This is a genomic window from Jiangella muralis, assembly GCF_001270745.1.
GTDB lineage: Bacteria > Actinomycetota > Actinomycetes > Jiangellales > Jiangellaceae > Jiangella > Jiangella muralis.
Window position 1 is genome coordinate 1 of sequence record NZ_LFXL01000061.1, and the last position, 23,751, is coordinate 23,751.

Consider the following 23,751-nt stretch of genomic DNA (forward strand, 5'->3'; position numbering starts at 1 on the left):
GACGTGGAAGCCCAGCAATGGGTGAAGCTGACCGGTACTAATAGGCCGAGGACTTGACCACACACACCCACCCCTCCACCTCGTGGCCGGGGCGGGTACCTGCTGAACATGCGAAAAATGCGTCCACTATACGGTTCTGTTCCAACGAACAGGCACCACACCCCAGGCACACACCTGGTGTCGACACACGTCGACGCCGGGTGGACGGTGCCGGGAGACGGTGTATAACTCAATAGACGTGCCGGCGGTCATAGCGGCAGGGGAAACGCCCGGTCCCATTCCGAACCCGGAAGCTAAGCCCTCCAGCGCCGATGGTACTGCCCTCTAGCGGGGGTGGGAGAGTAGGACACCGCCGGACACACACCCAAGAGTGAAGGCCCACCCCAACAAGCAACCCCGGGGTGGGCCTTCACCACGTTGGTGGATCCCCGCCAGCCGGCCGCGCCGCGGCTACGCGCCGCCGTGGCGACTGTGCGCCGCGGAGCCGGCCGCCGCGGATTCGGCTCTCGGGCCGGGAACCAGACGCGGTTGCGGCGAGTTGACCAGATGAAGGGCTTCCCCCGCCGGGGCGGCCCTTCGCCACGTCCCGGCCTCCACCACCGCGCCACGTCTGTCCGACGACCGCGCGCACCACCGCGCCAGGCCGCTCGGCGGCCGCTCCACTACTGCGCCAAGCCCGCTCGGCCGGCGCTCTACTACCGCGCCAGGCTCGCTCGGCCGACCGCTCCACTACTGCACCACCACCGCGCCACCACCGCGCCAGGCCCGCTCGGCCACCGCTCCACTACTGCGCCACCACGCCGCCAGGCCCGCGGCACGTTCGGCGCCGGCCGGTGCACGTGAGGTCGTCAGACCCTCCGCCTAGGCTGATCCCATCGACGCCGAACCAGAGGCCCTCGTCGCGCTGCCGAGCGAGGGAGTCCAGTTCGCCCGGACGCTGCCGGGCGGGCCGCTGCTGCACGTCGACGTCGACGCGTTCTTCGCGGCCGTCGAGCAGCGCGACGACCCCGAGCTGCGGGGCATCCCGATGGCCGCCGGCGACGTCGTCATCGCGTGCGCCAGCTACGAGGCACGCGACTGGGGCGTCCAGGCCGGCATGTCCGTCGCCGAGGCGTTCGCCGTGTGCCCGCGGCTGCGGCTCGTGCCGCTGCGCTCCGACGCCTACGCCGCCGCCAGCACCGCGCTCTTCGCCGTGTTCGGACGGTTCGCCGCGCGGGTCGAGCCCGGTTCGTTGGAAGAGGCGTTCCTCGACACCCGCGCCACGCCCTGGGCGACGGCCGACCAGCTGGCCGCGACCATCCAGCGGGCGGTCCGGCAGGAGGTCGGCCTGCCGGTCACGGTCGGCGCCGGGCGGACGAAACTCATGGCCAAGCTCGCGTCCCGGTCGGTGAAGCCGCGCGGCCTGCGCGTCATCCAGCCGGCGGAGGAGCGCTACCTGCGCCCCGCCCTGCTCATCGAGGAGCTCTGGGGCGTCGGCGAGGTCACCCGCGAACGGCTGCGCCAGCACAACATCCGCACTGTCGCCGACATCGCCGTCGTGCACCCCGATCACCTGCGCGACATCGCCGGCACCCAGATGGCCCGCCGGCTGGCCGCCATCGCCATCGGCGCCGACGACGCCACCGTGCGGCCCGAACGACCCCGCCGCTCCTACAGCGTGCACCGGGTCGTGCCGCGAGGCAGCGGCGTTGACGTCGACGCGCTGACGGGCGAGCTGGCGGGGCGGCTCCGCGACGGCGGCTTCAGCTGCGCCGTCGTCGCCGTCGCGCTGACGTACGCCAACCGCCTCGAGCACCGCGCCCGCGCCAGGCTGCCCGAGCCCACCGCCGAGCCCCGGCAGCTGGCGGCGACGGTCAGGTCGCTGCTGCCGGCCGACGGCGTCCGGGTCGAGAAGGCGGGCATCACCGTCACCGGGCTGCTGCCCGCCGATGCCGCGGTACAGCTGACGCTCGACACCGGCGGTGTGTAGCCGGCGGTCGCGATGAGCGGCGCCGTCACGATGACGCCCGCACGTGCTCGCGTCCCGCTGGCCTCGGTCAACCGTCGCAAACCCGACACCGCCGAGGTCTTCTGTAAGGACGCCGGGCCGTCTAGTGTCCAGGTCATCATTTTCCGGTCCGCAGACCGGCATCCAGGAACCTGTGCAGGAGGTTGCCCGATGACGAGACGACCCACCAGGCGCGTGGCCGCCGTCGCCAGCGCCGGCGCGCTCGCCGCGACGTGTCTGCTCGCCGCACCCGCCCAGGCGGCGAACGACAACGTCGCGATCCGGCAGATGAACAAGCTCATCACCCTCGAGGCGGTCCTGGATCACCTGGAGGCGTTGCAGGAGATCAGCGACGAGAACGGCGGCGACCGGGCGTCCGGCCACCCGGGCTACGCGGCCTCCGTCGACTACGTCGTCGAGCAGCTGGAGGACGCCGGGTACACGCCGGTGGTGCAGGAGTTCGAGTTCGAGTACTTCGACGAGCGGTCCGAGCTGGAGCGCGTCTCGCCCGACCCGCAGACGTTCGTGGAGGGCAGCGAGTTCATCCGCAACCAGTTCGACACCGGCGTCCCGATGGGCGAGGCGACGGGTGCGCTGTTCCCCGCCGACGTCCGTCTGGACACCCCCGGCCTGCCGGCGAACACGTCGACGAGTGGCTGCGAGATGACCGACTTCGACGGCATGGCGGCGGGCAGCATCGCGTTGGTCCAGCGCGGCACCTGCGGCTTCAGCGTCAAGGTGCTCAACGCCCAGGCGGCCGGCGCGGCCGGGGTGATCGTCATGAACGAGGGCCAGCCCGGCCGCGACACCGGCCTCGTCGGCATGATCGGCGACGCCACCGGCCTCACCATCCCGGCGGTCTTCTCGCAGTTCAGTGTCGGCGTGAACCTGGCGAACACGCCGGGCGCCACGGTCCGCGTCGAGGTCGACTTCACCGCGGACACCCGCACGACGTACAACGTGCTGGCCGAGACCCGCAAGGGTAACCCGGACAACGTCGTCATGGCCGGCGCGCACCTCGACAGCGTCCACGACGGCGCGGGCATCAACGACAACGGCAGTGGCAGCGCGGCGCTGCTGGAGACGGCGATCCAGCTCAACCGGCAGAACCTCAAGAACCAGGTGCGGTTCGCCTGGTGGGGCGCGGAGGAGTCGGGCCTGCTCGGCTCGAACTTCTACGTGCCGGACCTGACGCAGGAGGAGCGGGACAAGATCGCGCTCTACCTGAACTTCGACATGGTCGCCTCGCCCAACTACATGTTCGGCATCTACGACGGCGACAACTCCGGCGGCACGGCGCCCGATGGCTTCATCCCGGAGGGCTCGGCGCAGATCGAGGACGTGTTCGAGAAGATCTACACCCGCCGCAACCAGCCGTTCAACGACAGTGAGTTCTCCGGGCGCTCGGACTACGGCGCGTTCATCGCCGCGGACATCCCGGCTGGCGGCCTGTTCACCGGCGCCGAGGGCGCGAAGACGGAGGCGCAGGCGGCGCTGTACGGCGGCCTGGCGAACGTGCCGTACGACCCGTGCTACCACGGGTTCTGCGACAACCTGACCGGCGAGGGCCAGGACGACGCGATCTACGACGCCCTGAGCGCGGAGTACGACCTCGTCGGCAACGTCAACACCGAGGCGCTGGACATCAACGCGGACGTCATCGGCTCGGCCGTGCTGACCTTCGCCTACGACACCTCGACCGTCAACGGCGTGAAGCCGCGCCGCTGACCGTCAGCTCGGCCGCACCGGCGCCCGCCCGCTCGTCGGGCGGGCGCCGGCGCGCGTCGGCCAGCCACCAGAACGTCAGCGTCAGCGTCGCCGCCAGGACCAGCAGCGTCACCGGCAGCAGCCCGTGCTGCCAGCGAGTCAGCGGGTCGGGCAGCGCGGAGAAGCACAACGCGACACTCAGCCCGATCAACCGTCGCTGCCCGATGACGCCGGCGCCGGCCGCGAGCAGCATCAGCGCCCACGACAGGTACCACGCGTGGATGACGGGCGCGGCCAGCGCCAGCACCACCAGCGCGCCGCCGACCAGCGTCCCGGCCCGGCGCACCGGCGTCGACGGGTGGCCGCCGCGGACGACCAGCCAGCCGATCAGCACCGCGCCCGCGGCCGCGCACAGCACCCGCGACCCGTCCAGCAGCGCGCCGAACCCGACGCCGCCCATCGTCAGGCCGTAGGCGACGCCGGCGACCGCGGCCGGGACGGTGTACGGCAGCTCCACCCGGCCCGGGGTGTCCAGCGTCGCGATCCAGCCCCAGCCGTCCGGCACGGTCGCCGCCGCCCCGAAGACGACCGCGGCCGTCACCGCCAGCACCGCGGCCGTCCCGGCCCAGCGCCGCTCCGGCCGCCGCAACCGCGCCCACAGCACGTAGCCGACGAGGACCAGCCCCGGCAGCTTGAGCGCGAACGCGGCTGCCGCGGCCAGCGCCGCCAGCCACCACCAGCGCCTGCGCACCGCCAGCAGCACGACCGGCGCCAGCGCGCCGACCAGCACGTCCAGGTGCACGCCGCCGATCAGGTGCAGCACCACCACCGGGTTCGCCGCCACCAGCGCGACGGCGGCAGCCTGCGCGCCCGGCCGGGCCAGCCGTGCCGCCGCCACCGTCCCGACCACCACCGCGGCGAGCGCCAGCGCCCGCAGCAGCAGCACGAAGGGCACGTGCCGCGCGCCGGTGACGTCGGCGGACCACCCGAGCAGCGTCAGCGACAGCGGCCCGTACGGCGCCGGCGTCATCCGCCAGACCGGCGCCACCGGGTCCAGTAGCGGGCCGGCGCCGAACACGATCGGGCCGGTCGTGTACGGGTCGATGCCCAGCACGAGCAGCCGGCCTTGCGCGATGTACGAGTACGCGTCCAGGCTGAGGATCGGCTGCGCCAGCAGCACCGGCGCCGTCCACACGGCGGCCGTCCGCGCGACGAACCGCACGTCGACGACGCGGTCGCGGGCCAGCAGGTACAGCCGGACGAACAGCAGCGACAGCGCCGCGATGGCGGCCACCGCCAGCAGCGCCCACGCCGGTCGTCCCTCGCCGGCGGCGCGCCACAGCCCGAGCGGCCCGTCCGGCACGACGACGCCCGGGATCGGGCCGGCCAGCGTGACCGCCGCCACGACCGTCGCCGACGCCGCCGCACCGGCCACCAGCGTGGCCCGCGGCGACCCTGACGGCGCGACGGCGGACATACCCGTCAGGTAGCCAGAGCCCGGCGGGGAACGGACGGCGCCGCGATGAACGACGCGGGGCGGCCGGGTGAATGATCGCCCGGCCGCCCGCCCTCAGCGCTCGCTGTCGAGGTGGGCGTAGGCGTAGTCGGCGTACCGGTTGCCCGCGGCCGCGCCGGCCGGCACGGCCCGCTCGATGCGGGCGAGGTCGTCGGCGTCGAGGACGAGGCCGGTGGCGCCGAGCGACTCCGTCAGCCGGGCGCGGGTGCGGGCGCCGACCAGCGGGACGATGTCCGCGCCCCTGGCGGCGACCCACGCGATGGCTGCCTGGGCGACCGTCGCGCCGTTCTGCTCCGCCACGCCGCGCAGCGCCTCGACCAGTGCGAGGTTGTGCTCGAGGTTGCCGGACTGGAACCGCGGGCCGGTGCCGCGGAAGTCGCCCGCGGGCAGTTCGCGGTCCGAGCGCCAGTGCCCGCTGAGCAACCCGCGCGAGAGCACGCCGTACGCCGTCACGCCGATGCCGAGCTCGCGGGCGGCGGGCAGCACCCGCGCCTCGATGCCGCGGGACAGCAGCGAGTACTCGATCTGCAGGTCGGCGATCGGGTGGACGGCGGCGGCGCGGCGCAGGGTGTCGGCGCCCACCTCGGACAGCCCGATGTGGCGGACGTAGCCGGCCTGGACCAGCTCGGCGATGGCGCCGACGGTCTCCTCGATCGGCACCGCCGGGTCCAGCCGGGCCGGCCGGTAGACGTCGATGTGGTCGGTGCCGAGGCGGCGCAGGCTGTAGGCGGCGAAGTTCTTCACCGCGACCGGCCGGGTGTCGTAGCCGAGCCAGGCGCCGTCCGGCCCGCGCAGGCCGCCGAACTTCACGCTGACGACGACGTCGTCGCGGTTGCGGCCGCGCAGGGCGTCGCGCAGCAGCAGCTCGTTGGCGCCCATGCCGTAGAAGTCGCCGGTGTCGAGCAGGGTGACGCCGGCGTCGAGGGCCGCGTGGACGGTCGCGATCGACTCGTCGCGGTCGGCCGGGCCGTAGAGGTCGGACATGCCCATCAGGCCCAGGCCGAGGGCCGAGACCGCGGGTCCGGTGCTGCCGAGGGTGGTGCTGCGCATGACGGCTCCTTAGAGGCTTCCACTGCTAACACTTCGACGTTAGCAGCGATTTGGTAGCGATGCTAACGCAACTCGGTTATCGTTGATTCCATGACGACGGAGGAGGCGACGGACACCCGGGGCCGTATCCTGCGCGCGGCCGCCGGCCTGCTCGAGCGCGAGGGCCGCGACGCGGTGTCGACGCGTGCCGTCAGCGCCGCGGCCGGTGTGCAGGCGCCCACCCTGTACCGGCTGTTCGGCGACATGAACGGGCTGCTCGACGCGGTCGCGGCGTACGGCTTCGAGCAGTACCTGCGCGACAAGCGGGCCATGGGCGAGACCGACGACCCGGTGGCCGATCTGCGTCGCGGCTGGGACCTGCACGTCGAATTCGGGCTGTCCCGGCCGGCGTTCTACGTGCTGATGTACGGCAACGGGCGGGCCGGCGGGTCGGCCGCGGGGCACGACGCCGCGGCGATCCTGCACCGGCTGCTCGGCCGGGTCGCGGCGGCCGGACGGCTCACCATGAGCGTCGAGCGGGCGGCGCGGCTGACCCACGCGACGGCCGTCGGGGTGGTGCTGACGCTGATCGCGGCGCCGGAGGCCGAGCGTGACCGCTCGCTGTCCGAGCTGGCCCGCGACTCCCTGCTGCGCACCCTGGTCACCGACGCCGTGCCCGCGGCCGACGCGGGGGTCGCGCCGTTGGTCGGCCGGGCGGTCGCGCTGCGCGAGGCACTGCACACCGACGCCGGCGACGCGGGCTCGCTCACCGCCGCCGAGCGGGCGTTGCTGGAGCAGTGGCTGGACCGCCTCGCCGGGCGGCCCTGATCACGTCAGCCGGGTAGTGCTCGAGCGCGGCGAACTGGTCGGCACACCCTAGTGTCCTGCCGTCCGGCCATCGCGACGGGCCCGGCGCCCAGCTCGTCGGAGCTCAGCAGCGCGACCACCGCCGCCCGGATCGCGTTGGAGAGTCCCGCTCCGCCGGGCGACCAGCACCGGCGGAGCGGGACGTTCGATCAGTCCACCGCCTCCGACAGCGCCAGCGCGCCGTCGTCGGTGATGAACGCGACCAGTGCGGTGAGGTCGTCGGACTCACCGGTCACGGGGATGTCGACGGTGCTGCGGCCGGAGCCGACCTCCACCGACACCGAGCCCGCCACGCGCTCGCCGTCCCAGAGGAAGACGTTCGCCCGGCCGGATTCGCGGGTGCGCAGCCGCAGCTGCACCTCGCCGTCGTCCTCGCTCGCCGACTGGATCGTCGCCGTGCGGGCCGGCAGCTCCCGGCCGCCACCGAGCCCGACGCCGTCCTCGGCCGACTGCGCGATGCTCTGCGGCGAGTCGACGCTCAGCGCCGCGGTGTCGGGCATCGTCGGGGCGACCGGGTTCGAGCCGGCATCGGCCAGCCCCGGCAGCGTCGCGATCGACCACCGGAACGGGTCGGCCTGAACCCCGTTGAAGGTGGACCAGCCGATCCGCGTCTGGCCGGTCTTGTCCTGCGTGTCCGAGTCGTAGACCAGCACGTTCAGGCCCATCCGCGCCGGGTCGACGGCGTCGGGGAGGACGTCGAACGGGATCTTGGCCTCGACGGTGTAGCCGTCGTACGGCTCGTTCACGACCGACGCGACCTCCATGCCGGGCGCGGTGTCGGCACCGGGGCCCTGGTGGTTGTCGGCGTCGCGCTGGAAGCACGGCTGGCCCTCCACCGTGGTGGGGAAGATGCCGGTCTTGAACGTCGTCGAGGTGTTCGACGACGTGCCGCGCGGGTCGACGGTGATCTCGACGGAGTCGGTGCGCCAGTGCCGCTTGCAGTCCTCGATCGGCAGCACCGTGCCCAGCGTGTCGTCGGTGACCTCGACGAACACGTACAGCGCGTCGTCGGTGAAGGCCAGCCGCGTGGTCGACGACGCGTCCTCGGGCGTGGCCTCCTCACCCTCCCAGCGGGTCCCGCTGTCGATGACCTCGCCCGGGTACTCGCCCTCGCTCGCGACGCCGTCCAGCACCGGAGCGGACGCCGCCTGCGGGATCTCCGCCGACGGCACCAGCTCGAGCACGGCGTTCTGGGTGTCGGAGCCCGACCCGAAGTCGGTGACGACCTGGAACGGGTAGCCACCGTTCGGGGCGCGGTTCGACGTCGCCAAGGTGGTGTCGGTGTTGGTGACGTCGAACGTGACGGTGGCCGTGGCGCCCGGCGCGAGGCCGTCGAACGGCGCCGACGCCGGCGAGGCGGTGAAGCCGTCGGCGAGGTCGAGCGTGACCGACCCGGCCGCCGCGGCGGCGCCGTCGTTGGTGACCGTGACCGACACCGGCTGGGTCCGGCCGACGCCGACCGAGGCGATCGGCGCGATCAGGCTCTCCAGCTTCGGCAGGTCGACGTCGCCGGTCCAGGCGGCGAAGACCTCGGCCTCCGGCCGCTGCGCCAGCTCGCCACGCACGTCCGTGGTGACCTCGACGGCGGCCTCGTTCGCGCCGCTGCCGGAGCGGGTGGCGAGGGTCGCCTTCAGCGCGATCCGCTCACCCGCGGTGGCGTTCGCCGGCGGCGTGACGGTGACGTCGACGCTCGCCTCGCGGCCGGGAGCCAGTGTGCGGGGGAGCGCACCGGCCGGCACGTCCGCCGTCCAGCCGTCCGGCCCGGTGACCGTCAGCGCCGGCTGCACCAGCGGCTTGCGGGCCGGCGCCTTGACGGTGACCGTCGCGGTGAACGACTGGCCCGGGAGCACCAGGAACGGCTCCGGGTCGATGGTCACCTCGGCGCCCAGCGGCAGGCCGCCGTCGATCGGCAGCAGCGCGCCCTGCAGCGCCGCCGTCTGGCCGGTGCCCGGCATCGGGTACGGCGTGCGGCTGGCGATCAGCGTGAACCAGTCGCAGCCGTTCAGCTCCGGGTCGGTGGGCGGCGGCGGGAAGCCGGCCCAGCCCTGGCTCACGTACTCCCACTGCGCCTTGCGCTCGCGCAGCGCCCACAACTCGCCGGTCTCCGTCGACGTCCGGCCCTGCCAGGCGCCGAACACGCGGTCGGTGCGGTCGGCCGGCGTGTACGGCGTGGTCTCGCAGGCCGAGCCGCCCACGCCGGAGCCGGTGGCGCCGCTGCGCAGGATGCGCGACACCCGCCACGTCGACAGGCCCTCCTCGGACAGCTGGTCCGGGAACGCGTTGGGGTCGGCGGCGGCCTCGTACGCCTCGACGGCCAGCCGTGCGGCCTGCTGGTGGTGGCCGTGGTTGCCGGGCGTCGGCGACGGGTTCATCGTGACGATGACCTCGGGCCGGGTGCTCCGGACGACACGCACGACTCGCTCCAGCGCGTCGTCGCCCCACACCTCGTCGGTCAGCGGGGCGCTGGCGTTGTAGAAGAAGTCCAGTTCGTCGAGGTTGTAGACGTTCTCGATGCCGGCGTTGGAGACGGCGCTGCGCTCCTCGGCCTCGCGCAGCATGCCCAGCTCCGGACCCTCCTCGAGGCCGACGGCGTTGCCGCCGCCCTCGCCCCGGGTCACGGTGATGACGCCGGCCTTCAGATCAGCGGCCTCGTTCCACTGGCCGAACGCGGCCAGCGCGCCGGCCTCGTCGTCAGGGTGCGCGCCGACGAACAGCACGTCGAGATCGACGGCGTCGGACTTCGGGGCGGGTGCTCCCGATGCGGCCGGTGCGGCGACCGCGGGGAGCGTCGCCGCGAGGAGAGCTGCGGTGGCGGCTGCAGCAGCGGGTCTAGCTGCTCGCATGGTGACTCCTCTCGAGTTGTGATGAAACAGGTCGGGCGCTACTTGACCGCGCCCTCGACCATCCCCCGGATGAAGTGGCGCTGCAGGAACAGATAGAGCACGACAACCGGCAGCGCGACGAGTGTCGCGCCGGCGGCCAGCAGCGCCGTTCCGGACGTGTACTGGCCCTGGAAGAAGGCCAAACCCAGTGGTGCGGTGCGGAGGCTCTCGTCGGTGGCCATGATCAGCGGGATCAGGAACTCGTTCCACGTCCACATGAAGACCAGCACGATCATCGTGGTGACGGCCGGCCGGCCCATCGGGACGAGGATCCGCCACAGCGTGGCCCAGTGCCCCGCGCCGTCGAGACGGGCCGCCTCGACGACCTCGCGGGAGCTGCCCCGGAAGTAGGCGCGCATCCAGAACGTGCCGAACGCGGTCGACTGCGCCACCTGCGGCGCGACGATCGCGACCAGCGTGTTCGTCAGTCCCACCTCGCGCAGGTCGAAGTACAGCGCGATGACCAGCGCCTCCGCCGGCACCATGATGCCCAGCAGGATGACGTAGAACAGCACCTCCGAGCCGCGGAAGCGCATGGTGCCGAACGCGTAGCCGGCCAGCACCGAGAACAGCGTCGACAGGCCGACCACGAGGATCGCCACGACGATGCTGGTGCGCAGGTAGGAGCCGAAGTGGCCCTGGTCCCACGCGTCGGCGAAGTTCTCGAAGTGGAACGAGCCGCCGCCACCGATCTGGTCGTTCGACAGCGCCGTCTGCAGGATCAGCAGCACCGGGAACACGGCGATCACCGCGAACAGCACCAGCACGGCGTAGTTCGCCAGCCGTTCTCCGCGCGAGATCGTCATCGTTGCCCCCGTTCGCCGACCCGGTTGATCAGCACCGTCGCCACGAACAGCAGCAGCGTCAGCACGACCGCCAGGGCCGTCGCGACGCCGACCCGGCCGAGCAGGAACGCGTTGTTGTAGACCTGGTACGACGGGACCGTGGTCTCGGTGCCCGGCCCGCCGCTGGTCATGACGTAGACCAGGTCGAACGTCTTCAGCGCGGCGATGACGGTGAGCGTCAGCGCCACGGCCATCTCACCGCGCAGCGACGGCAGCGTGATGGCCCGGAACTCCCGGAACGCACCGGCGCCGTCGAGCCGCGCCGCCTCGTACAGCTCCCGCGGGATGCGCGACATGCCGGCCAGGAACAGCACCAGGCACAGGCCGGTGCCGACCCAGGTGCCGACGATGCCGACCGACGGCAGCGCCCAGGTGTAGTCGCCCAGCCACGGGCGCGCCAGCGAGTCCAGGCCGACGAACCGGAGCACGTCGTTGAGCGGCCCGTTCGGCTCGTAGATCTGCCGCCACGCGATGGCCACGACGACCATCGGGATGACCTGCGGCAGGAACAGCACGACCCGGAAGAACCCCATCCCGCGCAGGAGCGCCCGGCTCATCGCCGCGGCCAGCAGCAGCCCCAGCGTCACCGGGACGACCGCGTAGAACACGATCAGCACCAGCGCGTGGACGAACGCCCCGCGCAGCTGCGGCTCGGTGAAGACGTCCTGGTAGTTCGACAGCCCGGCCCAGGTGCTGGCGCCCAGCCCGTTCCACTCGTAGAGCGAGAACTGCGCCGTCCGGACCAATGGGACCAGGACGAACAGGCCGAACACCAGCAGTGCCGGGAGGATGTAGAGGTAGGCGACCCGGCGTGGTTCGCCGGGCCCCCTACCTGCGGCTAGCGCCATCAGCTGCCGGTGGCCGCGCTGTACTCGGCCTCGAGCGTGTCCAGGAACGTCTGCGGGTCGCTCTGCCCGGCCATGAGGTTCTGCACGGCGACGGTGAGGGTGTCGTAGAACGTCTCGGTCGCGTAGTCGAGGTACGGCACGACCAGGTCCTCTTCGCCGGCCTGTGCCCACGCCGTGAACACCTCGGACTGCAGCCCGGTGGTGGTCTGCTGGTCGGCCTCGATGACCGGCAGGTTGCCCGCCTCGGTGACCGCCGTCATGGCGTCGGAGCTGGTGATGAAGTCGATGTAGGCGGCCGCGGCCTCCTTGGCGTCGCTCTTGGCCGGGATCGCCCACGGGATGCTGATGCCGCCGGTGACGAGGTGCGAGTCGCTGGCGCCGGCCGGCGGGAGCACGAAGCCGACGTCGTCGCCCATGGCCGAGGTGAGGTCCGCGACCAGCCAGGTGCCGCCGACGAAGAACACGCCGGTGCCCTGGGCGAACGCCTGCCAGGCGCTGTCGTAGTTGACGCCGTTGAAGCCCTCGACGAAGTAGCCGGCGTCGACCCACTCGCGGGTCGCCTCGGCCGCCGCGACGTTGTCGTCGGAGGTCCAGGAGGAGCCCGGCCGGCCGAAGCCGAGGTTGCGGATGGTGTCGGCGTCGGAGAACTGGTTCTGGATGAACCCGAACTCGTGGATGCCGGCCCACGGCTCGGAGTTGCCGAACTGGATCGGCACCTCACCGGCCGCCTGTGCCGCCTGCAGCGCGGCGACGAAGTCGTCGGTGGTCTCCGGCGGCTCGATGCCGAGCGCCGCCAGCTTGGACTTGCTGTAGTAGAGGCCGACGATCTCGCCCATCTGCGGCAGGCCGTAGAGGTCGCCCTCGCCGTAGGTGGCGCCGTCCTCGCTGTACGACGCGAGCGCGCGCACCGACTCGGGGAAGCGGTCGAACCACTCGTACCCCTCGGCGTAGCCGTCGAGCGGCGTGAGCAGGCCGGCCGCGACGTACTGGCCCATCTCGGGGCGGCCGTTGTTGGCCTGGACGACGTCGGGTGCGTCGTCGCCGGACAGCGCCAGGCGCAGCGTGGTGCGCAGGTCGTCGGTGGAACGCGACACCCGCTCGATGGTGATGTTCGGGTAGGTCTCCTCGAACGCGGCGTTGAGCGCCTCGATCTGCTCGGTCTGCCCCTCGCGGACTTCCTGGTCCCACACCGTCAGCGTGATGTCGCCCAGTTCGGACGGATCGGTGGCGACGTCGCCGGCGGTGGGTGCGCTGCTGGCGTCGCCGTCGTCACCGTCGTCGCCCGGAGCGCACGCCCCGATCAGCAGTGCGACGGCGGCAGCCGCGCACAGCCGGGTGCTGGTCCTCGTGATCGACAGCGTCATGAGAGTCGGCCCTTTCGAAATGTCGGTGTGTGCCCAGGTGCCCGGTTCAGCGGCCGGCCCGGAAGCCGAGCGTCGCGATGGCGCGCGACACCTCCGGGACGGCGTCGTCCGGGACGATCGTGTTCAGGAACTCGTAGTCGCCCGCGAGCGCGGGGTCCTTCGACCCCGTCTCTCGGTACCACAGCGCGATGTCGCCCCAGCCGGGCGAGGCGAGCGCGCCGCCGAAGTGCCGCACCGAGAGCGCGGCACCCAGGTTGGCCAGCCGCAGGCTGTGCAGCAGCGGCCAGCCTGCCAGCGTACCCACCATGAGGCCGGCGACGAACACGTCCCCGGCGCCGGTGGGGTCGAGCGCCTCGACGGGGACCGCGGCCGCCTTCACCGGGCGGCCGGTCTCCTTGTCGAACGCCAGCGCGCCCTCGGAGCCGTTGGTCACGACCGCCAGCGGCACCAGCTCGGCCAGCTTCTCGACCGCCGCCTCGGCGCTGCCGGTGCGGGTGTAGCTCATCGCCTCGACGGCGTTGGGCGAGAAGGCGTAGCAGCCGGACAGGCTCTCGCGCAGCCGGCCGTGGTCCCAGCGGTCCTCCGGGTCCCAGCCGAGGTCGGCGAAGATCCGTCCGCCGGATTCGGCCACCGAGTCGACCCACGGCTCGCGCTCCGCGCCGAGGTCGATGAAGCAGGACCGGGCCTGCGGCGGGTGCGTGACCAGCCGGTCCAGCGCCGCGGGCCGGTGCCCGTGGGTGACCATCGCGCGGTCGCGCTGGTAGACCATCGACACCGTGACCGGCGAGTGCCAGCCGGTGACGTAGCGCGAGTAGGTGAGGTCGACGCCCTCCTGGACGCCGAGCGTCTGCCGGCAGTAGTCGCCGTAGAGGTCTTCACCGAACGTGGCGGCCAGGCCGGTGCGCAGGCCGAGGCGCGCGGCGGCGACGGCGAGGTTGGCGACGCCGCCCGGGCTGGAGCCCATGCCGTCGGCCCACACCTCGGTGCCCTGCTTCGGCGGGCCCTCCATGCCGATGAAGATGATGTCGAAGAACACGGTGCCGGTGAGGAAGACGTCCAGCCCGGGACCGCCGTCCTGGCGCTGTGCGGCCAGCGGGTCGTGCCGCGACGGCGCGCGGTACGGGTCACGAGCGATGTTCGACACGGTGCTTCCTCTCCCCATTTCCCCGGTCCCACGCGTATGCCACAGGGTTGCGACGAACCCTAGTGTGGCTGCGCGCAAATGACAAGATATGAGCGGTTGTGATGCATCGCTCGTGTCGTGTACGGCTCTGACCCGGTGTTTCGCGCAGCTTTGCGCACGTTTCGGCGTGACTGCTGTTCGATTGAGCGAAGATGACTGATATGGTGCAGCCGTGCTTGCGCAGCGCCGGTATGAGCTCATCATGCAGACCCTCCGTGCCGAGGGTCCGGTGTCCGTGACCGTGCTGGGCACCCGGCTGGGTGTCAGCCAGGCGACCGTCCGGCGCGATCTCGCGTGGCTGGAGGAGCAGGGACTGCTCACCCGGGTGCGCGGCGGCGCGGCCGCCAGCCCGTCGCTGGAGCCGTCGTTCGCAGCGGTCGCCACCGAGGCGCACCGCGCGAAGGACGCCATCGCCCGGCGGGCGGCCGGCATGGTCGAGGACGGCGACGTGCTGCTGCTCGACATCGGCACCACGGTGCACCGGCTGGCCGTGCACCTGCGCGGCCGCAAGATCACCGTCATGACCGCCAACATGGCGGTCTACGAAGAGTTGCTGCCCGACCCCGACATCGAGCTGATCCTGCTCGGCGGGGTGGTGCGGCGCAACTACAAGTCGCTGGTCGGCTTCCTCACCGAGGACGCCGTCCGGCAGCTGCGCGCCGGCAAGTTGTTCATGGGGACCAGCGGGGTGCGCGCCGACGGCGCTGTCGTCGACACCACGGTGGTCGAGGTGCCGGTGCGCCGGGCCATGATCGCGGCGGCCGACCAGGTCATCCTGCTCGCCGACGCGGAGAAGTTCCCAGGGACGGGGTTCGCCAGCGTGTGCGGGCCGGACGCCCTGGACGTCGTCGTGACCGATGCGGACGAGGGCACCGAAGCCCTCGGCGCGCTCCGGGAGAACGGTGTGAAGGTGGTTCTCGTATGAGATTGACGATCCTCGGGGGCGGCGGATTCCGCGTCCCGCTGGTGCACCGAGCCCTGGCCAGCGAGGAATCCGGTGTCGACACCGTCGTGCTGCACGACACCGACGCCGAACGGGTGCGGGCCGTGCGGGCGGTGCTCGAGGAACGGTCCGGCGGCCGCGGGCCGAAGCTGGTGGTCGAGAGCGACCTCGCGGCGGCCGTGCGCGGCACCGACTTCGTCTTCTCGGCGATCCGGGTCGGTGGCCTGACCGGGCGGTCCTGCGACGAGCGGACCGCGCTCGGGCAGGGCGTGCTGGGCCAGGAGACGACCGGCGCCGGCGGCGTGCTGTACGGGCTGCGGACGGTGCCGGTCGCGCTGAAGATCGCGTCGACCATCGCCGCGGAGGCGCCGGACGCCTGGGTGATCAACTTCACCAACCCGGCCGGAATGGTCACCGAGGCGATGAGCTCGGTGCTCGGCGACCGCGTCATCGGCATCTGCGACTCCCCGGTGGGGATGTTCCGCCGGGTGGCCCGCGCGCTGGACGTCCCGATGGGTGACGCGTGGTTCGACTACGCGGGCCTCAACCACCTGGGCTGGCTGCGCCGGGTGCTGGTGAACGGCCGCGACGTGCTGCCGGACCTGCTCGCGTCGGACGACGCGCTGGGCTCGTTCGAGGAGGGCAAGCTGTTCGGGGCGCCGTGGCTGCGCTCGCTCGGCGCCATCCCGAACGAGTACCTCTATTACTACTACTTCACCCGCGACGCGATCGCCTCGGCGCAGGCCGCGCCGGCCACCCGCGGGGAGTACCTGCTGGAGCAGCAGGCCGGGTTCTATGCCGGGCCGGCCGCCGGTTCCGCCACCGGTGGCGCCGCCGAGCGATGGGACGAGGTGCGGCGCGAGCGCGAGGCCACCTACATGGCCGAGAGCCGCGACGCCGCCGGCGTCGGCGAGCGCGACACCGCCGACCTCGACGGCGGCGGCTACGACCGCGTCGCGCTGGCGCTCATGCGGGCCATTGCCGCCGACGAGCGGGCCACGCTGGTGCTCAACGTCCGCAACCGTTCCGCCCTCGCCGGCGTCGACGCCGACGCCGTCGTCGAGGTGCCCTGCCTGGTCGGCCGCAACGGCGCCCAGCCGCTCGCGGCCGGCGCGCTGGACCCGGCGGCGGCCGCGCTGGTGGCGGCGGTGAAGGCGACCGACCGCGCCGCCATCGCGGCGGCCCGGTCCGGGTCCCGGCGGGCGGCCGTGAAGGCCGTGGCCGGCCACCCGCTGGTCGACTCCGTCACGACGGCGGAGCGGCTGGTCGAGGCCGAGCTGGGCGCGCTGCCGGAGCTGCGCGCCGTCCTCACCCGCGACTGACCGAGCGGTTCCGCACCACCCAGCCACGTTGATCTTGGAGAAACCGTGGGATTCTTCGGGCATTCCGGGCCGCGACCCCGCAACTACTCCAAGATCAACGTCGGGCGGCGTGTGGGTCACGGGGGTGCCCGCACCTGCTGCGGCGCCGCCCCACCGGCGTTCCGGGGACGCCGGTGGAGCGACGCTCGTCTCTGACCGTCAGGCCGCCGCGGCGGCGTTGTAGACGGACTGCGCCGTGCTGCCGAAGAACGGGCCGTACATCGTGTTCGGGTCGTTGTTGTACTTGTAGCTGTTGACCGAGTTCAGCCGGTTGCTCGTGAGCCATCCGCCGCCGGACGAGCCGCCCGTCATGTCACAGGTGAGGCCCTGCGTCTGCAGGCCGGACGGGTCGTTGCGGGCGGTGCCGCTGCACGAGTACAGCCGCTGCCCGTTGAACGGGGCGGCCGCCGGGTAGCCGTAGGACGTGTAACTCAGGCCGCGGGCCAGGTTGAAGGCGATCGGGTGGGAGCCGACCACGCTGGTGAGGCTCTGGCCGGACGAGTTCTCGTTCATGACCGCGAAGCCGACGTCGACGTTGAAGTCGCCGCTGTTGGCCCAGCCGCTGGACGTGAAGAGGTCCGACGCCGACCATTGGCCGTACGGAGCGGAGCCGTTGTCGTACGCGGGCACGAAGGTGAACTGGGAGGCGAACCCTCCGCCGCCGCCCTCGTGCAGGCAGTGCCCGGCCGTCGTCACGACGTCGCCGTTGGAGCTGGTGGTGGCGGTGCCGGAGCAGACGTAGTCGGTGCCGCCGATGGTGAAGAACACCTTGCCGAGTTGCGAGCGCGGGTTCTCCGGCACGGCGGCCGGCGCGAAGTCCCGCGCCTTCGGGGAAGCCGCGCCCGGTGTGCGCGCGTCGCCGGTGACGATGACGTCGGCCGGGACGGCCGCCCGCATGCGCTCGGGTGTCCAATAGGCCTCCGCCGCGCGCTGCTGGGCCCGCGTCGTCGCCAGTTCCTGGTGTACGACCTCGGACGCCCGGATTCCGTCGGCGGTGGCCGTCGTGACATCCGTTCCGGCCAACGCCGGAGTGGCAGCGATGCCGGACACCACGAGTGCGGCTCCGGCCAGGAGAGATCGAATGACGGGTCTCCTCATTGCCCATTCCTCCCTGATAAGGCAGTTCGTCGGGGTTCGACGAGATGCCTCAACATACAGTCATCATCCTGTCATGTACAGGTATGTCGGAATTGGCTTTCTGGGAGTTCACTTGGACAACGGCCGGGACCGAAAGTCATGGTGCGGTCAACCGGCGCGGCGTCATAGGGCGCTGAAGAAGAGCACCGCCATGCCGGCGCTCAGGGCCACCTCGGTCGCGCAGGCCCCCGCCTGCGACGTCAGCACCCGCGCCGTCGTGGGGCGCGGCGGCCGCGCCGGCGGTGGCTCGGGCGACGTGCGCTCGCCGACCCGGAACCCCAGCGACGTGGCGGCGACCAGGAAGTACAGGCCGAACACCCAGCACAGCGCCACCAGGGCGGGCAGGCCGGCGTGCGCTCCGTGCAGGTCGAGCGCGACGGCCTCCGGTGCGGCGCCGGTCGCGGCGGCGCCGGCTTCGGCGGTGGTGGCAGCGGCGGCGATGGCGTGGGCGGCGAGGGTGCCGTGGCCGGTCAGGTACATGACGACCATCGCCACGCAGCCGACGAGATGGTGCAGGTGATACCCACTGTGACCGCTGCATGGGTCGTCGCCGTTGTCTCGGTGGTCGAGACCGGTGAGACGGCCGGTCGCGGCCCGGGTGTGGCCGAGCTCGCCGCCGTGCGGGCTGGTGGGACCGTCGCAGCCGCACGCGCCGCCACTCCCACCTCCGCCTCCGCCCCCGCCGCCGGCGACAGCGGGCAGGGTGGCCCGGCCCAGTAGCCCGTCGTGGCGCAACCGGGCGCCGAACCAGGCCGCGAGGACGGTGAACGCGGCGATGCCGAGGGCCGGCGGCACCGCCTCGCCGGCCGGGCTGACCATCAGTGCCATCGCGACGCCCATGAGCGCGTGCGAGAGGTCGGGCACGTCCGCGGCGAGGAGTCCGGTTCGCCGACCCCGTCGTGTCACCGACCAAACGAATCGAGCGGCGGAATACGTGGCCACTGCCAGGAACACGACGACCGCTACGACGCGGGCCATTTCGATCGGGGACATCGGCCTCACATCCCGCTCGAGTTCGCACGTCGGCCGTGCTCCGGCGCAGGCAGCGCCGTGACTTCACGGTAATGCACACAACGACGCCACAACAGTCTTGATCTATGTCAAGACAGCCAGTAATTTACCTGTCATCATGCGTCGATCCGCTTACCAGGGGGCCAGAAAAACAAAATCGCCATTTCTCTTGAAGCTGCGTAACAGCGAGTGTCATAGTGGAGTCACAACAGAACACTGGAGTCCCGCTCAGGGACAACCGGCATCACGCTGGCCCTGAGCGGCTGTGTCCCGCTTCTCGGGGGTCATTCCAACCCACAAGGGAGGAACGATGAAGGGCAGGCACAGGCGGCGACGTCCCACCAGGTCGCGCAAGAGCTGGCCGCTCAGCTGGTTGAAGAGCGCCTCGCGCGGGCGTGGGGATGATCCGGATGCGGTGGTGGTCGCCAGGTGACGCCGCAGCGCTCCAGAGTCCTGGGGCCGCTCGTCCCGTGACGGGGGTGGACGAGTCGGTGGAGGAACACGAAGGGTCCGGCTCCGGGGGAGCCGGACCCTCCGTGTGTGGTCAGCCCTGCAGCACGGACAGCACGTTGCCGGCGGGATCGGTGAACCACGCGATGGCCGGGCCGCCGTTGCGGTGGACGCCCTTCGCGTCGGCCTCCATCCCGTCGTAGCGCAGGAACTCGACGCCGCGGCGGGCCAGCTCGTCGACGGCGGCGTCGATGTCGTCGACCGGGAAGTTGAGGATGGTGAACGACGCCGGGGTGTGCGCGTCGCCCTTGGGATAGACGAGCACGCCGTTGTCGCCGCCTATGTGCAGCGTGAGCATGCCGTTGGCCTCGCTGACCTCCAGGCCGAGCGTCTCGGCGTAGAACCGCTTCGCCGCCGGGATGTCGTCGACCGAGAAGCCGCTGAAGGCCTTGGTCTTCTCGAACATGTCGGGTCCTCCCTCTCGTCACGAGTGACGTTACCCACCCGCACCGACAATGGACGCCATGTCGAGAAGCGAGCGCCGGCTCCGACGTCTCGCCCGAGCGGCGTCCAGCCGGGACGCCGGAACACGAGGGGATGCACCGTGAAGTACATGCTGCTCATCTACAACAACGCCGCGGAGTTCGAGGCGATGCCGCAGGACGAGAAGTCGGCCATCTTCGCGCAGGTCGACGCCGTCATGAAGGAGCTGCAGGAGTCCGGCGAGTGGGCCGGTGGCGAGGCGCTGGTCGACGCGGCGCGGACGAAGACGGTGCAGGTGCGCGACGGCAGCGCGATCGTCACCGACGGCCCGTACCTGGAGGCCAAGGAGCACCTCGCCGGTTACCTCACCGTCGATGTCGCGTCGGAGGAGCGGGCGGTCGAGATCGCCGCCGGCTGGCCGGACGCCTTCCGCTGGGCGATGGAGGTCCGGCAGGTCATCGGCGAGGGCTGACGCCAGTCGCTCACATCGCGCCGACCGGCTCCGCGCGCAGGTCCGCCAGCAGCCGCTCGACCTCGGCCAGCTCGGCCGGGGCGAGCGGCCCGTGCGCCAGCGCGCCGGCGTTCTCCTCGGCCTGCGCGACGGTCCGGCAGCCGGGGATCGGGATCGTCGCGCCGCTGCGCGCCCAGATCCACGCCAGCGACCCCTGCGCCAGCGTCCGCCCGCCGCCGCGGAGCACCTCGCGGACGGCGGCGACGCGGTCCAGCCACAGCGGCACCGGCCGGCCGTCGCGGAAGTAGTGCAGCCAGTCGGGCGCGATGCCGCGCACGTCGTCCGGCCCGAGCGTCGACGACGCGGTGAACTTGCCGGTGAGCAGGCCCATCGCGAGTGGGCCGCGGTTGAGGCTGGCGAGGTCGTGCGCCTCGCACGCGGCCAGCACGTCGGTGGCGTCGTGCAGGACGCTGAACGCGTGCTGGACGGCGGTGCAGTGCGGCCCGGCCGTGCCCCAGGCGGCGGCGCGGTCGGCGTGGTCGGTGGACCAGCCGTACCAGCGGAGTTTCCCCTCCGAGACCAGCGACTCCAGCGTGCCCAGCAGGTCGGCGGCGACGGGGATCGGCAGGTCGTTGAGGTGCAGCTGGTACAGGTCGATGCGGTCGGTGCCCAGCCGCGACAACGATCCCTCGACCGCCCGGCGCAGGTAGGCCGGCGACGGGTCGGTGCCGGTCAGCTGCTTGGCCGCCGGGTCGATCGTGTTGCCCCACTTGGTGGCGATGACGACGTCGTCGCGGCGGCCGGCCAGCGCGCGGCCGAGGAGCGTCTCGCTGTGCCCGGTCCCGTACGCGTCGGACGTGTCGAACAGCGTGACGCCCAGCTCCAGGGCGCGGCGGATCGTCGCGATCGACTCGTCGTCGTCGACCTCGCCCCAGCCGCACGGCTGGTCGCCGGCCCAGAACGGCCCCCCGATCGCCCAGCAGCCCATGCCCATGGCACTGACCTCGATCCCGCTGCGGCCGAGGGTGCGCGTCATCGTCATGCCGGACACGCTGCCACTTCGAGCGCGCTCCAGGTCAAGCCCGCGCGTACCGGCCCGGGCTGACGCCGAGGTAGCGGCGGAACTGCCGGGTCAGGTGCGCCTGGTCGTAGAACCCGGCGGCGGTGGCGACGTCGGCCGGACGCTGCCCGGCCAGCAGCAGCCGGCGGGCCAGCTCGACCCGTCGGCCGGTCAGGTAGCGGTGCGGCGGCAGCCCGAACGCCGCCGTGAACGAGCGCACCAGGTGCGTCGGGTGGGCGTGCAGCTCGGCGGTCGCGGCCCGCAGCGTGACGCCGTCGGTGACGTTCGCGTCGAGCAGCTCGCGCAGCCGACCGGCCAGGCCGGACGGCCGCGGCCGCGGCGGCCCCGCGGCGGGCGACAGCAGCGCCGCGATCCGGGCGGCGATCAGGGTCAACCGGCTCTCCGCCTCCAGCGCGTCACCGGGCCGCTCCAGCGCCAGGTGCAGCTGGTGCACGCGCAGCCGCAGCTGCCGGTCGGCGAACGTGGGGTGGTCGACGGCGGCGCCGATCAGGTCCGGGCCGAGCACCTCGGGGTCGAGGTAGAGCACCCGCTTGCCGAACCCGGCCGGCGTGGCGGCCCGGCCGTCGTGCGGGACGTGCGGCGGCAGCAGCGTGACGGCGGACCCGGCGGCGCCGTGGTGGTGGCGGTCGAGGTCGAACCGGATGGCGCCGTCGTCGACGATGAGCAGCGTCCACGCGGTGTGGGTGTGCGCCGGGTAGGCGTGGTGGGTGAACCGGGCGTGGAAGACCTCGGCCAGCCCGGGCACGTCGGGGCGCCAGGCGCGGACCGTCGCACCGGCGGGGGCGAACACGCTAACACCGTACAAGACCCGGCGACGGCGGCCGGCGCACGCTGGGACGGTGACCGACGAGATCCGCTTCGCCACCAAGATCGCCGTCCTGCTCGCCGACGACCTGCCCGGGTGGCAACGCCTCAACGTGACGGCGTTCCTGGTCAGCGGCCTGGCCGGGACCATCCCGGAGCTGATCGGCGAGCCGTACGAGGACGCCGACGGCACCGTCTACCTGCCGATGTTCCGTCAGCCGGTGCTGGTGTTCGCCGGCGACGCCGCCGTACTGACCGCCGCGCACGGGCGGGCGCTGGACCGCGGGCTGCGGCCGTCGGTCTTCACCCGCGAGCTGTTCGCGACCGGCAACGACCGCGACAACCGGGCCGCCGTCCGCGCGGTGAAGCGGGCGGACCTCGACCTCGCCGGCCTCGCGGTGCACGGCCCGAAGAACGCCGTCGACAAGATCGTCAAGGGCGCGCGGCTGCATCCGTGAGCACGTCGACCCCGAGGCCGCCCTCGACCCGTGCCTCGGCGCCGGTGAACTCGCCGGTCAGCATCGGCATGGCGGCGGCGATGGCGGCCTTCGTCTCCGGCAGCTGCAGCGACGCGTCGTGGTGCTGCTTCGACGCCCACAGCTCGCTGACGACGACGAGGTCGGGGTCGGTCTCGGAGACGCCGACGGCGTAGAGGTGGCAGCCGGCCGCGCGCAGCCCGTCGGTGCCGCCGAGCAGGATCGCGACAACCTCGTCGCGGCGGCCGGACCGGGTGCGCATGGTGCCCTGATATGCGTACGTCACGGCGCCAGCGTCGCACCTCGAGCCGCGGCGCGCTTGTAAGGATCGGACACACCTAGTTTCGCTTGGTCTCCGAACCTCCGACACTTGAACCGAGTTTGAGCGGGCGTCGCGTGGCCGCGCCTCGCCGGCCTGGCGCAACGGTGTGGGACGGCTGCGTGATCGATGTGGGAACGCTGTCGTGTCGGCGACAGTGATGCCGCGTCGTTTCCGCAGCGATCTCACCTCGATCCCCGCATCGTTGGGCGGCGGCGACTGTGCGCCCCCTGGTGCGCCATTGGGTGGGATCACTGTGTTTGCTGGGTGGCGTTGCTGTTGCCAGGGGAACAGTGATCCGCCCCACTCGGCGCAGCGATCTCACACGGTGGCGTGGGGATCGCGTAACGGTTCGCCGTCGTGCGGCGGTTGGCCGTTTTGCGGCGGTGGGCCGTCCCCCTGCTGCCCATTGTCTTAAGTACGGGCAGTTATCAGGGGGACGGGGGAAGTGCGGGCAGAGCCCGCCCGGTGCGCCGTTCGCCGTTCGTGCCGGTGCACGATTTGGTCGTCCTCGATTCCCGCGACCGTCTTCGATGGCGGGGGTCGTGTTCGAGGGGCCTTTCGGACGTTTCTCGCCATCGAGGACGGTTCCGGTCATCGAGGTGTGCCCAGTCTTTCCCCGTCCCCCTGATAGGTGCCCGTTCTTGGCCGCGGGACCGCGGGTCAAGCGGACCCCCAACGCGCGAAGCGCCTATCCGGGTCCGCTTGAGGCGCGGTCACGCGGCTGAGAAAATGGGCGCCAGGGGGACGGCCAACGTGCGGACCACGGCGAACGGCACCGAACCCGGCGAACGGTCCGGCCAGCCAACGCGAAGCCCCGAGCCGACCGAGCTGACCGGCGCGAGGACCGGCCGACCGACCTGACGGGCCGGTCGGCAGCGGCTGCAGCCTCGGGAGACGCACCCTGTCCTCGGACCCCGGCCGGCCACAGGCTGCATCGCCAGGATCAATCGGACTCACTCATCCAGCGAGGCTGGCCTCGGACCGCCGAGTCTGGGGCTGGGCAA

At 72.3% G+C, this 23,751-nt stretch carries 20 protein-coding genes and 1 rRNA gene; 8 read left to right on the top strand and 13 right to left on the bottom strand.

What is annotated here, in order from left to right:
- Nucleotides 1–240: 240 nt before the first annotated feature.
- The 3 genes from rrf (at nt 241) to ACW62_RS31940 (ending at nt 3,715) form a co-directional block, all read left to right on the top strand.
- A 5S ribosomal RNA gene (rrf, locus tag ACW62_RS31930) occupies nt 241–358 on the top strand.
- A gap of 597 nt (nt 359–955) precedes the next feature.
- Nucleotides 956–1,969, top strand: a complete 1,014-nt coding sequence (locus ACW62_RS31935; protein WP_276202990.1) for a Y-family DNA polymerase — start codon at nt 956–958, stop codon at nt 1,967–1,969.
- A gap of 189 nt (nt 1,970–2,158) precedes the next feature.
- Complete coding sequence (locus ACW62_RS31940) at nt 2,159–3,715, top strand: M28 family metallopeptidase (protein ID WP_053208174.1); 1,557 nt, start codon at nt 2,159–2,161, stop codon at nt 3,713–3,715.
- Here ACW62_RS31940 and mptB read toward each other — a convergent pair.
- Together mptB and ACW62_RS31950 are read right to left on the bottom strand one after the other, a co-directional pair.
- Nucleotides 3,690–5,171: a polyprenol phosphomannose-dependent alpha 1,6 mannosyltransferase MptB gene (gene mptB, locus ACW62_RS31945; protein ID WP_053208175.1), complete on the bottom strand. Its 1,482-nt coding sequence runs from the start codon at nt 5,169–5,171 to the stop codon at nt 3,690–3,692. The two genes, ACW62_RS31940 and mptB, sit on opposite strands and share 26 nt — an antisense overlap.
- 93 nt (nt 5,172–5,264) lie before the next feature.
- The gene (locus ACW62_RS31950) at nt 5,265–6,260 is read right to left on the bottom strand and encodes an aldo/keto reductase (protein ID WP_053208176.1); all 996 of its coding nucleotides are present in this window, start codon (nt 6,258–6,260) and stop codon (nt 5,265–5,267) included.
- Between the two features lie 90 nt (nt 6,261–6,350).
- Here ACW62_RS31950 and ACW62_RS31955 point away from each other — a divergent pair, with 90 nt between their 5' ends.
- Nucleotides 6,351–7,067: a TetR/AcrR family transcriptional regulator gene (locus ACW62_RS31955; protein ID WP_053208177.1), complete on the top strand. Its 717-nt coding sequence runs from the start codon at nt 6,351–6,353 to the stop codon at nt 7,065–7,067.
- A gap of 188 nt (nt 7,068–7,255) precedes the next feature.
- On the opposite strand, the gene ACW62_RS31960 is transcribed toward ACW62_RS31955, so the two are convergent.
- Genes ACW62_RS31960 through ACW62_RS31980 form a run of 5 tightly spaced genes read right to left on the bottom strand, consistent with a single transcriptional unit; the run spans nt 7,256 to nt 14,189 of the window.
- The gene (locus tag ACW62_RS31960) at nt 7,256–9,949 is read right to left on the bottom strand and encodes a sugar-binding protein (RefSeq protein ID WP_053208178.1); all 2,694 of its coding nucleotides are present in this window, start codon (nt 9,947–9,949) and stop codon (nt 7,256–7,258) included.
- Nucleotides 9,950–9,987: 38 nt separating this feature from the next.
- Nucleotides 9,988–10,794, bottom strand: a complete 807-nt coding sequence (locus tag ACW62_RS31965) for a carbohydrate ABC transporter permease (protein WP_053208179.1) — start codon at nt 10,792–10,794, stop codon at nt 9,988–9,990.
- On the bottom strand, nt 10,791–11,681 hold the full coding sequence (locus tag ACW62_RS31970) for a carbohydrate ABC transporter permease (protein WP_205629737.1): 891 nt from the start codon (nt 11,679–11,681) through the stop codon (nt 10,791–10,793). The genes ACW62_RS31965 and ACW62_RS31970 overlap by 4 nt, the downstream gene beginning before the upstream one ends.
- Nucleotides 11,681–13,045, bottom strand: coding sequence for an extracellular solute-binding protein (locus ACW62_RS31975; protein ID WP_053208180.1), 1,365 nt, complete (start codon nt 13,043–13,045; stop codon nt 11,681–11,683). Before ACW62_RS31975 ends, ACW62_RS31970 begins: the two co-directional genes overlap by 1 nt.
- Before the next feature lie 46 nt (nt 13,046–13,091).
- The gene (locus tag ACW62_RS31980) at nt 13,092–14,189 is read right to left on the bottom strand and encodes a carbohydrate kinase family protein (RefSeq protein ID WP_205629738.1); all 1,098 of its coding nucleotides are present in this window, start codon (nt 14,187–14,189) and stop codon (nt 13,092–13,094) included.
- A 211-nt stretch (nt 14,190–14,400) separates the two neighbouring features.
- On the opposite strand from ACW62_RS31980, the gene ACW62_RS31985 reads away from it, so the two are divergent.
- Together ACW62_RS31985 and ACW62_RS31990 are read left to right on the top strand one after the other, a co-directional pair.
- Nucleotides 14,401–15,153 carry a DeoR/GlpR family DNA-binding transcription regulator gene (locus ACW62_RS31985; RefSeq protein WP_053208181.1) on the top strand — a complete coding sequence of 251 codons (753 nt, stop codon included), beginning with the start codon at nt 14,401–14,403 and terminating at the stop codon, nt 15,151–15,153.
- Entirely contained in the window at nt 15,150–16,493 is a 1,344-nt protein-coding gene (locus ACW62_RS31990) for a family 4 glycosyl hydrolase (RefSeq protein WP_053208182.1), read from the top strand. Before ACW62_RS31985 ends, ACW62_RS31990 begins: the two co-directional genes overlap by 4 nt.
- Before the next feature lie 198 nt (nt 16,494–16,691).
- On the opposite strand, the gene ACW62_RS31995 is transcribed toward ACW62_RS31990, so the two are convergent.
- From ACW62_RS31995 to ACW62_RS32005, 3 genes are all read right to left on the bottom strand, one after another.
- Complete coding sequence (locus tag ACW62_RS31995) at nt 16,692–17,630, bottom strand: trypsin-like serine peptidase (protein WP_083460420.1); 939 nt, start codon at nt 17,628–17,630, stop codon at nt 16,692–16,694.
- A 162-nt stretch (nt 17,631–17,792) separates the two neighbouring features.
- Nucleotides 17,793–18,575, bottom strand: coding sequence for a DUF5134 domain-containing protein (locus ACW62_RS32000; protein WP_169792174.1), 783 nt, complete (start codon nt 18,573–18,575; stop codon nt 17,793–17,795).
- A 649-nt stretch (nt 18,576–19,224) separates the two neighbouring features.
- Nucleotides 19,225–19,596, bottom strand: coding sequence for a VOC family protein (locus ACW62_RS32005; protein WP_053208184.1), 372 nt, complete (start codon nt 19,594–19,596; stop codon nt 19,225–19,227).
- Nucleotides 19,597–19,743: 147 nt separating this feature from the next.
- On the opposite strand from ACW62_RS32005, the gene ACW62_RS32010 reads away from it, so the two are divergent.
- The gene (locus ACW62_RS32010; RefSeq protein WP_240477474.1) at nt 19,744–20,085 is read left to right on the top strand and encodes a YciI family protein; all 342 of its coding nucleotides are present in this window, start codon (nt 19,744–19,746) and stop codon (nt 20,083–20,085) included.
- A gap of 10 nt (nt 20,086–20,095) precedes the next feature.
- Here ACW62_RS32010 and ACW62_RS32015 read toward each other — a convergent pair whose 3' ends face one another.
- Nucleotides 20,096–21,106 (bottom strand): aldo/keto reductase, encoded by a 1,011-nt coding sequence (locus ACW62_RS32015; protein WP_053208192.1) that lies wholly within the window; start codon nt 21,104–21,106, stop codon nt 20,096–20,098.
- Between the two features lie 34 nt (nt 21,107–21,140).
- Nucleotides 21,141–21,935 carry a helix-turn-helix transcriptional regulator gene (locus tag ACW62_RS32020; protein ID WP_053208186.1) on the bottom strand — a complete coding sequence of 265 codons (795 nt, stop codon included), beginning with the start codon at nt 21,933–21,935 and terminating at the stop codon, nt 21,141–21,143.
- 49 nt (nt 21,936–21,984) lie between these two features.
- Between ACW62_RS32020 and ACW62_RS32025 the strand changes: the two genes are divergently transcribed.
- Nucleotides 21,985–22,407, top strand: coding sequence for a DUF2000 domain-containing protein (locus ACW62_RS32025; RefSeq protein WP_053208187.1), 423 nt, complete (start codon nt 21,985–21,987; stop codon nt 22,405–22,407).
- Here ACW62_RS32025 and ACW62_RS32030 read toward each other — a convergent pair.
- Nucleotides 22,382–22,711, bottom strand: coding sequence for a putative quinol monooxygenase (locus ACW62_RS32030; RefSeq protein ID WP_053208188.1), 330 nt, complete (start codon nt 22,709–22,711; stop codon nt 22,382–22,384). The two genes, ACW62_RS32025 and ACW62_RS32030, sit on opposite strands and share 26 nt — an antisense overlap.
- Nucleotides 22,712–23,751: the final 1,040 nt, after the last annotated feature.

What these genes read in the sequence shown, in the direction of transcription:
- ACW62_RS31940 (WP_053208174.1), top strand. Translation starts at nt 2,159, where the DNA reads ATGACGAGACGACCCACCAGGCGCGTGGCCGCCGTCGCCAGCGCCGGC.
- mptB (WP_053208175.1), bottom strand. Translation starts at nt 5,171, where the DNA reads ATGTCCGCCGTCGCGCCGTCAGGGTCGCCGCGGGCCACGCTGGTGGCC.
- ACW62_RS31950 (WP_053208176.1), bottom strand. Translation starts at nt 6,260, where the DNA reads ATGCGCAGCACCACCCTCGGCAGCACCGGACCCGCGGTCTCGGCCCTC.
- ACW62_RS31955 (WP_053208177.1), top strand. Translation starts at nt 6,351, where the DNA reads ATGACGACGGAGGAGGCGACGGACACCCGGGGCCGTATCCTGCGCGCG.
- ACW62_RS31960 (WP_053208178.1), bottom strand. Translation starts at nt 9,949, where the DNA reads ATGCGAGCAGCTAGACCCGCTGCTGCAGCCGCCACCGCAGCTCTCCTC.
- ACW62_RS31965 (WP_053208179.1), bottom strand. Translation starts at nt 10,794, where the DNA reads ATGACGATCTCGCGCGGAGAACGGCTGGCGAACTACGCCGTGCTGGTG.
- ACW62_RS31970 (WP_205629737.1), bottom strand. Translation starts at nt 11,681, where the DNA reads ATGGCGCTAGCCGCAGGTAGGGGGCCCGGCGAACCACGCCGGGTCGCC.
- ACW62_RS31975 (WP_053208180.1), bottom strand. Translation starts at nt 13,045, where the DNA reads ATGACGCTGTCGATCACGAGGACCAGCACCCGGCTGTGCGCGGCTGCC.
- ACW62_RS31990 (WP_053208182.1), top strand. Translation starts at nt 15,150, where the DNA reads ATGAGATTGACGATCCTCGGGGGCGGCGGATTCCGCGTCCCGCTGGTG.
- ACW62_RS31995 (WP_083460420.1), bottom strand. Translation starts at nt 17,630, where the DNA reads ATGAGGAGACCCGTCATTCGATCTCTCCTGGCCGGAGCCGCACTCGTG.
- ACW62_RS32005 (WP_053208184.1), bottom strand. Translation starts at nt 19,596, where the DNA reads ATGTTCGAGAAGACCAAGGCCTTCAGCGGCTTCTCGGTCGACGACATC.
- ACW62_RS32010 (WP_240477474.1), top strand. Translation starts at nt 19,744, where the DNA reads ATGCTGCTCATCTACAACAACGCCGCGGAGTTCGAGGCGATGCCGCAG.
- ACW62_RS32015 (WP_053208192.1), bottom strand. Translation starts at nt 21,106, where the DNA reads ATGACGATGACGCGCACCCTCGGCCGCAGCGGGATCGAGGTCAGTGCC.